The 337-nt window shown below is 41.8% G+C and carries 1 protein-coding gene; it reads left to right on the top strand.

Annotated elements, in window-relative coordinates; all coding sequences use genetic code 11:
- Positions 1-337: LysE family translocator (locus tag CWB76_RS19150; RefSeq protein WP_138609707.1), on the top strand; the 337-nt coding region annotated here is incomplete at both ends.

Genomic DNA, 337 nt, shown 5'->3' with positions numbered 1-337 from the left:
GCGTTAGGTGGCGTAGTACATACATTTTTTGCGGTTGTCGGTTTAAGCGCTATTTTAAAAGCCTCTGAAACAGCCTATGCCAGCGTACAATATGCAGGTGCAGCCTATTTATGTTATTTAGGGTTTATGATGCTTAAAGGCACCTTTAAGCCCCCCATTTGCGAGCAAGACGATAAGCCTCATGTTACAACTAGTAAAAACAAAAACGTGATGTTTCAAGCGATGATGACCGAAGTACTCAACCCTAAGGTAGCTTTGTTTTTTATTGCTTTTATCCCACAATTTGTAGACCCTAGCTTGTCATCTGCAACTTTTCAGCTGGCTTTTTTTGGCCCGC

The sequence above is a fragment of the Pseudoalteromonas sp. S1609 genome (assembly GCF_005887255.1).
In the GTDB taxonomy this organism is placed as follows: Bacteria; Pseudomonadota; Gammaproteobacteria; order Enterobacterales; family Alteromonadaceae; genus Pseudoalteromonas.
The sequence above is the reverse complement of the archived record's forward strand: the minus strand, read 5'-3'. Positions and strand labels throughout refer to the sequence as shown.